This window comes from Mesorhizobium sp. M7A.F.Ca.US.006.01.1.1 (assembly GCF_003997935.1).
Lineage (GTDB): Bacteria > Pseudomonadota > Alphaproteobacteria > Rhizobiales > Rhizobiaceae > Mesorhizobium.
In genome coordinates, this window is record NZ_RZQL01000294.1 from 1 (window position 1) to 7495 (window position 7495).

8 protein-coding genes and 1 pseudogene are annotated in these 7495 nt (G+C 58.8%); 7 read left to right on the top strand and 2 right to left on the bottom strand.

Annotated elements, in window-relative coordinates:
- The first annotated feature begins 103 nt into the window (after positions 1-103).
- Genes EN943_RS32490 through EN943_RS32505 form a run of 4 tightly spaced genes read left to right on the top strand, consistent with a single transcriptional unit; the run spans position 104 to position 4544 of the window.
- Positions 104-1429, top strand: coding sequence for an aminotransferase class III-fold pyridoxal phosphate-dependent enzyme (locus tag EN943_RS32490; protein WP_245476058.1), 1326 nt, complete (start codon positions 104-106; stop codon positions 1427-1429).
- Positions 1430-1467: 38 nt separating this feature from the next.
- A complete protein-coding gene (locus EN943_RS32495) occupies positions 1468-1854 on the top strand; it encodes a RidA family protein (RefSeq protein ID WP_127416074.1) in 387 nt (128 codons plus the stop codon).
- A gap of 12 nt (positions 1855-1866) precedes the next feature.
- Complete coding sequence (locus EN943_RS32500) at positions 1867-2742, top strand: 3-keto-5-aminohexanoate cleavage protein (protein ID WP_127416075.1); 876 nt, start codon at positions 1867-1869, stop codon at positions 2740-2742.
- A gap of 44 nt (positions 2743-2786) precedes the next feature.
- The gene (locus EN943_RS32505) at positions 2787-4544 is read left to right on the top strand and encodes a serine hydrolase (RefSeq protein ID WP_127416076.1); all 1758 of its coding nucleotides are present in this window, start codon (positions 2787-2789) and stop codon (positions 4542-4544) included.
- A 182-nt stretch (positions 4545-4726) separates the two neighbouring features.
- Here the strand turns inward: EN943_RS32505 and EN943_RS38590 are convergent.
- A pseudogene (locus EN943_RS38590) lies at positions 4727-4953 on the bottom strand (integrase); the annotation flags it as partial.
- A gap of 324 nt (positions 4954-5277) precedes the next feature.
- Positions 5278-5676 (bottom strand): hypothetical protein, encoded by a 399-nt coding sequence (locus tag EN943_RS32515; RefSeq protein WP_206522851.1) that lies wholly within the window; start codon positions 5674-5676, stop codon positions 5278-5280.
- On the opposite strand from EN943_RS32515, the gene EN943_RS32520 reads away from it, so the two are divergent.
- The 3 genes from EN943_RS32520 to EN943_RS32530 form a co-directional block, all read left to right on the top strand.
- Positions 5570-6073 (top strand): M15 family metallopeptidase, encoded by a 504-nt coding sequence (locus EN943_RS32520; RefSeq protein ID WP_127416077.1) that lies wholly within the window; start codon positions 5570-5572, stop codon positions 6071-6073. The two genes, EN943_RS32515 and EN943_RS32520, sit on opposite strands and share 107 nt — an antisense overlap.
- A gap of 135 nt (positions 6074-6208) precedes the next feature.
- Positions 6209-6562, top strand: coding sequence for a RidA family protein (locus EN943_RS32525; RefSeq protein ID WP_063170694.1), 354 nt, complete (start codon positions 6209-6211; stop codon positions 6560-6562).
- 7 nt (positions 6563-6569) lie between these two features.
- Positions 6570-7495, top strand: a 926-nt coding sequence (locus EN943_RS32530; RefSeq protein WP_164778491.1) for an FAD-dependent oxidoreductase, incomplete at its 3' end; no start/stop codon positions are given.

The window sequence follows — 7495 nt, forward strand, 5'->3', positions numbered from 1 at the left end:
TTATGCCGCCCTCTATTCAGGACACCGCTTCGCGCAAGAATTCGAGACCGGCGACCCGACGCCGCGGCGCGAGCGGATCAACCTTGCCACGTAGAACCAAGTGATGAGCGACCTCATGTCAGCACCCGCGACACCAAATTCCGAAAAGCTCTATGCCCGTGCCCGCGAGGTCATGCCTGGCGGGAACACGCGTACGACCGTCTACCGCAAACCGCATCAAATCTATGCCTGGCGCGGCGATGGCTGCCGGATCACCGACGTCGATTGCCATGTCCGGATCGACGCATTGGGGAATTTCACCTCTCTGATCCATGGTTATGGGAACCGCCAAATCGTTGAGGCGGCTACACGGCAGCTCGAAGCCGGAACGTGTTTTGGCATGCCCACCGAGAGCGAGATCCGACTGTCGGAAATCCTGTGCGAACGTCTGCCGTCCGTCGAGCAGCTTCGTTACACCAATTCCGGCACTGAAGCGGTGATGAATGCGATCAAGGCCGCGCGCGCCTACACCGGCCGACCGAAGATTGCAAAATGCGAGGGCGCCTACCACGGGACCTACGATCCGGCCGAGACAAGCCAGGACGCCAGCCCCGCCACCTGGGGTGATATCGACAGGCCGGGATCAGTGCCGACCGCCAAGGGGACACCCCAGGGCGTGCTCGACGATGTCGTCGTCATTCCCTTCAACAACACGCCTGTAGCCGAGGCAATCCTTCGCGCCAGCGGCAACAGCCTCGCGGCCGTGCTCGTCGATGTCATGCCCAATCGCGCAGGGCTGGTGCCGGCAAAGCCCGAGTATCTGGCGATGCTGCGGAGGGTTACGCGCGAGCTCGGGGCGCTGCTGATCCTCGACGAGGTCATCACCTTTCGCCTTGGCTACAACGGTGCGCAGGGCCGTTTCGACATCGATCCGGATTTCACCACGCTCGGCAAGATTATCGGCGGCGGCTTTGCGATCGGCGCCATCGGCGGCCGTGCGGAAGTGATGTCGGTGTTTGATCCAAGCAAGGGCCAGCCCGCGGTGCCGCATGGCGGGACATTCAGTGCCAATCCCATGTCCATGTCGGCAGGGATAGCCGCTCTGGAGGAACTGACCCCCGCCGCATTCGAGAAGCTCGAGGCCCTCGGTGATCGCTTCGACCAGGGTATTCATACCTGTTTCGCCCGACACGGGATCAAGGGGCAGGTTACCGGACTGGGTTCGCTGCGGCGTGTGCACCTGACGGACGCTCCGTTGAGCGACTACCGATCCACATTTGCCGCGGCGGATGGTGCCGCGCGGGTTTCGGCCCTCGCCAAGGTGTTGTTCGACGAAGGCGTGATCATTGCAGGCAATGGGTTGATGGCGTTCTCCACCGCCATGGAAGATGCGGATATCGACGAGATAGTGGGGGCATTCGACCGGGCATTGCTGCCTTTCGCATCATGATCGCGGCAGGAAAATCCAGGACAGCCAAGGAGCGGCACATGAAAAGGGCCAGGGTCGACGTGAACAACAAGTGGGGCGCGGCTATCGGTTATTCCCGGGCCGTCCGTGCCGGAAGCATCATTGTCGTATCAGGCACCTCCGCCTCCGGACCCGATGGCGCACTTCACCCCGGTGACGCAGAACAACAAACCATCGTGGTTCTGGAGCGCATCGGCGCTGCCCTGCGCGAACTCGACGCCTCGATCGACGATGTCGTCGAGACGCGTATCTTCCTTCGCAACATGAACGATTGGGAAGCCGTCGGCAGAGCTCACGGCGCGATCTTCGGCGACATTCGACCGGCAACGACGATGGTCCAGGCGGGAGCGCTCATCGACGATGGCCTTCTCGTCGAGATCGCCGCCACTGCCATCCCCGCAAGCTGAGAGAGAAGCCTCATGTCGAAGGACACCATCATCACTTGCGCCGTGACCGGTAGCCTGACGAGGCCGGAAGACAACGCCAATCTGCCGGTGACGCCGGAACAAATCGCGGCCTCGGCGCTTGAGGCCGCCGATGCAGGCGCGGCGATTCTGCATCTTCACGTTCGCCATCCCGACGGTCGGCCGTCGATGGAACTCGATCATTACCGCGAACTCGTTCGTCTGATCCGCGCCAAGAATACGGAGGTGATCCTGAATATCACCACCGGACCTGGTGGCCGGTTCCAGCCTGGAGAAGAGGATCCCAAGATCGCTGGTCCCAGGACGAATTTCGTGACCGCCGAACGTCGCGTCGAGCACATCCGCGATCTACGGCCGGACATCTGCACCTTGGACCTCAATACGATGACTTTCGGCAGCGAGGTCGTCATCAACACTCCACCCAACGTCAAGAAGATGGCGGAGATCATCTACGACTGTGGGGTCCGGCCGGAGTTCGAGCTTTTCGATAGCGGAGACATCAATCTCCTCAACGACTTTCTCGCAAGCGGCGTGTTTCGCGGCCCTCCGCTCGTAAGTCTTGTGCTCGGCGTGAAATATGGCTTCGCGACGACGCCGGAGACCATGATGTTCGCCCGCAACATGCTGCCACGAGACGCCATCTGGACAGGTTTCGGCATCGGTCGCGCCGCTTATCCGATGCTGATGCAGTCCTACCTGCTCGGCGGCCATGTGCGGATCGGCATGGAGGACACGATCCGCATGTCGAAGACCGAGCTTGTGAAGAGCAATGCCGAACTCGTCAAGAAAGCGAAATGGCTCCTGGAAAGCCTCGGCGCCACTGTCGCGAGCCCAGCTTCAGCGCGATCCCAACTCGCTTTGAAGGCTTAGCAGCCCTGAAACGATGCCAATAACGGGAACAAGGAGGATCTAAAATGAGATCGAGATTTGCTTTTGTAGCACTTGGGATCGCGTCGTCGACCATTACCGTCACTGCTGGTGATCTAAAGGCGCCACCAATTGCGGTTCAAGATGTGAAATCTAGCGCAACGCTACAACTGCGCTCCAACGACGACTTCGTTTCCTCAAAGGATTCTGTCGCCGCAGTGAAGCCATTTAGCGGACATCTCGCTTTTGCCGAGGTAAGCATGGTGAGTAGCGACAAGCTTGCACCGGTAAATGGCAAGGACCTGCATGCGTTTCCTGCTTTCGAAATCAGTTTCACGACCGTCGGAAGCACGCTCGTACCCTCTTCACAAGAAATCCTGGGGGACTTCAAGCCCACGGGAGCTGGGTCCTATTGGCAGATCTTGGTACAGCCCGGAAAAGTTTGGTCGGAGCCGAATGATCCGCCGGGCTGGACGCGCGCGTCGTTCCCACTTGCACTTATGAATCCCGTGGAAGGCGGCGAGAGCCATAACGGCGTCGCTTTATTTATGTACAAGGATGCGGATATCACGCCCTTGCATATTCAGATAACCACCGGAACGACGCCCTTCCAGGCAGGCGCGGTTTTCAAGGCAACAGCAACGTCTGTTTCGACGATGAAACCGATTTCGACAGAGGACGTCCACGCCATCGAAAAGGCCTTCAGCGTGCGAGAGGCCGGCCGTCTGCCGGTAAAATCCTGGGACAACCTGCCGGTCGGCCTAACCACAGCTCAAAGCGCTGAGTTCGGCGGCCGTATGCTAGACGACTGGAAAGTTGTGACCGCAGTCTTTGTTGATGGCACCATCTATCTGAAGAGTTGCCAAACGTCGGAGGGGCCGCTGCCTTACTGCGACAGGCAACGCTTCGGCGTGTGGTCCGCGACAAAATCCGCTGTTGCGCGAATGGCCATGCTTCGGATGGCGGCCAAGTACGGCGATCAGATCTTCACCATGAAGATTGACGATCTCCTGCCTGAAGCGAAACGCTTTCTGGCATGGAAAGACGTCACGCTGGGCAGCGCACTCAATATGGCGACCGGTGTCGGAAACGGGGCCGGGAAGCCGGAAGCGAACATCGGTGACGAGCCTTACGATGATTCATATATGGCATTTTACAACGATGGCGATTTCACATCGAAACTAGAGAAGGCGCTGGCACGCCCCAGATCCTATGGCTGGGGTATCGACAGGTTTGTTCGCTACAGAGACGAGGATTACTTCGTCTTGGTTGCGGCCTTGGATAGTCTACTTAAAGAGAAGGAAGGCGCTGACAAAGATATCGTATCGATGCTACGACGGGAAGTGTACGAAAAAATCAGGGTCTATGACCTGCCGGTGGCAACCACGTTTGGTGTAAAAAAGCAGCCGCTTGCGTTCGAGGGGCTGTATGCGACCATCGACGACCTCGTAAAAATTGCCGAGCTCTTTCAAAATGATGGCGCAGTTTCAGGGAGCCAAGTTCTTAGCCAGCAGAAGACCCAAGAGGGTTTGACGAACCATCACAAGTGGGGCTTGACAACAGGCCGTCCAACCGGCCTGGGCCAGAGATACTTTAGTTCTTTCTGGATCGATGACTTCTCCTTTGATGGGTGCAGCGGAAATTTCGCACGGTTCATGGGTTACGGCGGACAGGTTGTTGCAATCCTCCCAAATAAGCTGATCGCTGTCCGACTATCATCGGCGCCCACAGACGACGAGAGCGTGAGTGATTTTTCCGGCCTGGTTCAGGCGTCTAATGCTGTCGCAAAAGTCTGCAACGACTGACAAATGCTAGCAGCATGGAAACACCGCTCACCTGTCTTTTCACGATGCTGGTATGAAACTACGATGAGGGCTTTGAAGGGTTAGACAGCCTGAAGTCGGAAATTGTCGAGCGCTTTGTCGAGACGATAGGAGTCGAATCACCGCTCGACCTCACCGCGACGAGAAGTTGGAAAGGCGATCTCGATGTGGCGCTCAACGCGCCCGACATCGGTGGAGATTGTCGTGGGCTTCTTTGGCCATCCTCTTTTCCCGAGCCGAGCCCATTCTTGAGATCTTCGAGATAACGGGTGTAGAGCTCCTTGACGGTGATCGCCTCGCGATCGAGCTTGCGCTCTTCAGCGGGGTTGCCGCCCCTTGCAACCTGACCCAACAGGACTTTCGCCTCGCGCCTGGCTTCCGCACTATCCATTCTCCGAAGGCAGAGGTCACAAATTCGAGTCTGCAATTCGCAAAGTGTTCGGGGGTTCGAGTCGGGAGAGCGCTACCGCCTTTCCCCCCACTCAGCCTCGCCGCATTTCGCACTTCGTTGCCGCGCGTAGGCGTAGTCACTTAGCTCACAGCTGGCATCATGTGACGGCGCTTCGTCGCGTCATGTAGGACGACGCTTCTGTCTAGCAGATTATTGACGTCCTAGAAGTGTGCCCCGCCATGTTGGAAGGTCATAATCCGAGCGAGGCAGGCGCAGAAGCGACACCGCCATCGAAAGCCTGGGACAGCTTGCGGCCTGGCCCCGTCAGCCCAGTTTGGGCCCCCTCTTCATTCGATTGTCGTTGATGAATTCCTCGGCCGCCACGTAGTAGTCCCAGGCCTTTTGCGGATCTGTCTGGAGCAGTCGCAGGAAAGACCTTGCGCATGCGGCCTGAGCGCCAGCGGTCGAGATCATGTCCTGGATTCTTCTCCTCGCGATTTCGACACGATCCGATTTGGAACTCGTCTTCGTTATCTCCACGGCATCAAAGAGTGCATAGATCGTTCGAAAGCGATCCTCCCAGAGTTCCTCGCGCTGATTGAGCGCGAAGAAATCTATGGTGACCCTGCCGCGGCGGTGCGCATGGCCATCCTCCTGGGCGGGCAACGCGACCAGGCCCTCGAAGGTGATTAGCGATTCGGGATCTTCATCTGCTTCGCCCAAAGGGAAAACGAGAACTCCCTCCCTGTCTGGTGAAGCGCTGAAGGAGGCGGCTCACCGTTTCTCGGCCGTACCGGAGGTAGCAGGGCACCCGACCGGCGGCGCGGTCGACGTCCGGATCATTCAATCGAACGGTCAGGCGCTCGCTATGGGCACTGAACTGGGCGAGGATTGCCCGGACACCTACGTCTTTTCGCCATTCATCAAGAGAGAGCACTGGCGCAATCGACAGACGCTCAGGTTCTGCATGCTTCGCGCCGGCTTTGCGCCATTTGACGGCGAATGGTGGCATTTCTCATTCGGGGACCGTGAATGGGCGCGCTATTTCGACAAGGACAGAGCGATCTACAGCCAGCTCAGTTTCTCCATGGATAAGGGCGCGGAGACGACCTCTCGTTGATTGCCGCTGGAACTGGAAGCCTGCTCGCCTCGGAGCGGGCTCCATCCTGTATTAACGTCCTGCGACGGCAGAACCTGTTTGCTCGCTAGCGAACCCAAAAGAGCGCCGCCGCGCCGATCCTTCCAAGGACCTGTCATGACCGCTTCCACACTGCCGTTCTCAAACCTTCGCCGTGCCGGCGATACAGTCTACCTCTCGGGCGAACTCGGCTTCGATGACACTGGAAAAATCTCCGGCGACATTGTGCAGCAAACCCAAAACGTTCTGCGGCGGATCGAGGCCACCCTTGGCACTAGTGGATTATCGCGACGCGATATCCTCTCCTGTACCTGCTACCTGGTGCGCAAGGACGATTTCTCCGCCTTCAACCAGGTGTATCGCGCTTTCTTCAGTCACCATCCGCTGCCGGTCCGTGTCACTGTGGTTAGCGAGTTGGTCATCGACGCGCTGATTGAAATAGCTGTCATCGCGCAGGACTGTAGCGTTTGACTTGCCGATGAGTGAGTTTGCGATCCTCGGCGCCGGCATCGTCGGTGTGACGACAGCACTTGCTCTGCAAGAAGGCGGGCATGAGGTCATCATCATTGACCGTCGGCAACCGGGCAGGGAGGCAAGCTACGGAAACGCCGGGATTGTCCAGGTCGAAGTGATGGAGCCCTATGCATTTCCGCGGGGCGCGCTTGATGTACTGCGTCTGGCACTCGGGTTGGGCAACGACGTCAGGTACCAGCTGGCGGCTCTGCCCTCCGCGGCACTGCCACTCGCGCTCTACTATCTCAACTCTGCCCCGATAAGATATCGGACAATTTCCCAAATCTATAGGCAGTTGATTGGCCGCTGCGCCGCGGACCACGACAAGCTGATTGCCGGAGCCGGCGCAGAACACTTGTTCGTCAGACGCGGCTACATCCAGATGCATCGCGAGGCCCGTGAGCTCGATACGGACGCCGCGCAGGCGGAACGCTACAGAAAGGACTTTGGTGTTCAGTCGCGCATCTTGACCAATCAGGCGTTGAGAGGTGAGGAGCCCTGCCTGAAGAGGGATTTCGCGGGTGCCGTGCATTGGCAACAAAGCAGAAGTTGTGTTGATCCGGGCGGGCTCGTCGCGACGTATGCAGCGCTTTTTCGCCGCCGCGGCGGCACCCTGCTGGAGGAAGAAGTGCGGTCACTGACGCAGCCTGCTTCCGGCTGGCACGTCCACTTGCGGAACGGGCGGCGCCTGGCCACTGAAAACATCGTCATTGCGCTCGGTGCCTGGTCGCCATCCCTCCTCAGGCCGTTGGGCGTTTCCATGCCCATGATACGCAAGCGGGGCTACCACAGGCACTACAAAGCCGATCGCCTTCCAGGCAGGCCGTTGTTCGATGTTGCCGCCGCGGCCCTCTATTGCCCCATGAGTCAAGGGCTTCGGCTGACCACGGG

Bases quoted from the DNA above. Each gene is read 5' to 3' on its own strand.
- EN943_RS32505 (WP_127416076.1), top strand. From the start codon at position 2,787: ATGAGATCGAGATTTGCTTTTGTAGCACTTGGGATCGCGTCGTCGACC.
- EN943_RS32525 (WP_063170694.1), top strand. From the start codon at position 6,209: ATGACCGCTTCCACACTGCCGTTCTCAAACCTTCGCCGTGCCGGCGAT.
- EN943_RS32520 (WP_127416077.1), top strand. From the start codon at position 5,570: ATGGTGACCCTGCCGCGGCGGTGCGCATGGCCATCCTCCTGGGCGGGC.
- EN943_RS32500 (WP_127416075.1), top strand. From the start codon at position 1,867: ATGTCGAAGGACACCATCATCACTTGCGCCGTGACCGGTAGCCTGACG.
- EN943_RS32495 (WP_127416074.1), top strand. From the start codon at position 1,468: ATGAAAAGGGCCAGGGTCGACGTGAACAACAAGTGGGGCGCGGCTATC.
- EN943_RS32490 (WP_245476058.1), top strand. From the start codon at position 104: ATGAGCGACCTCATGTCAGCACCCGCGACACCAAATTCCGAAAAGCTC.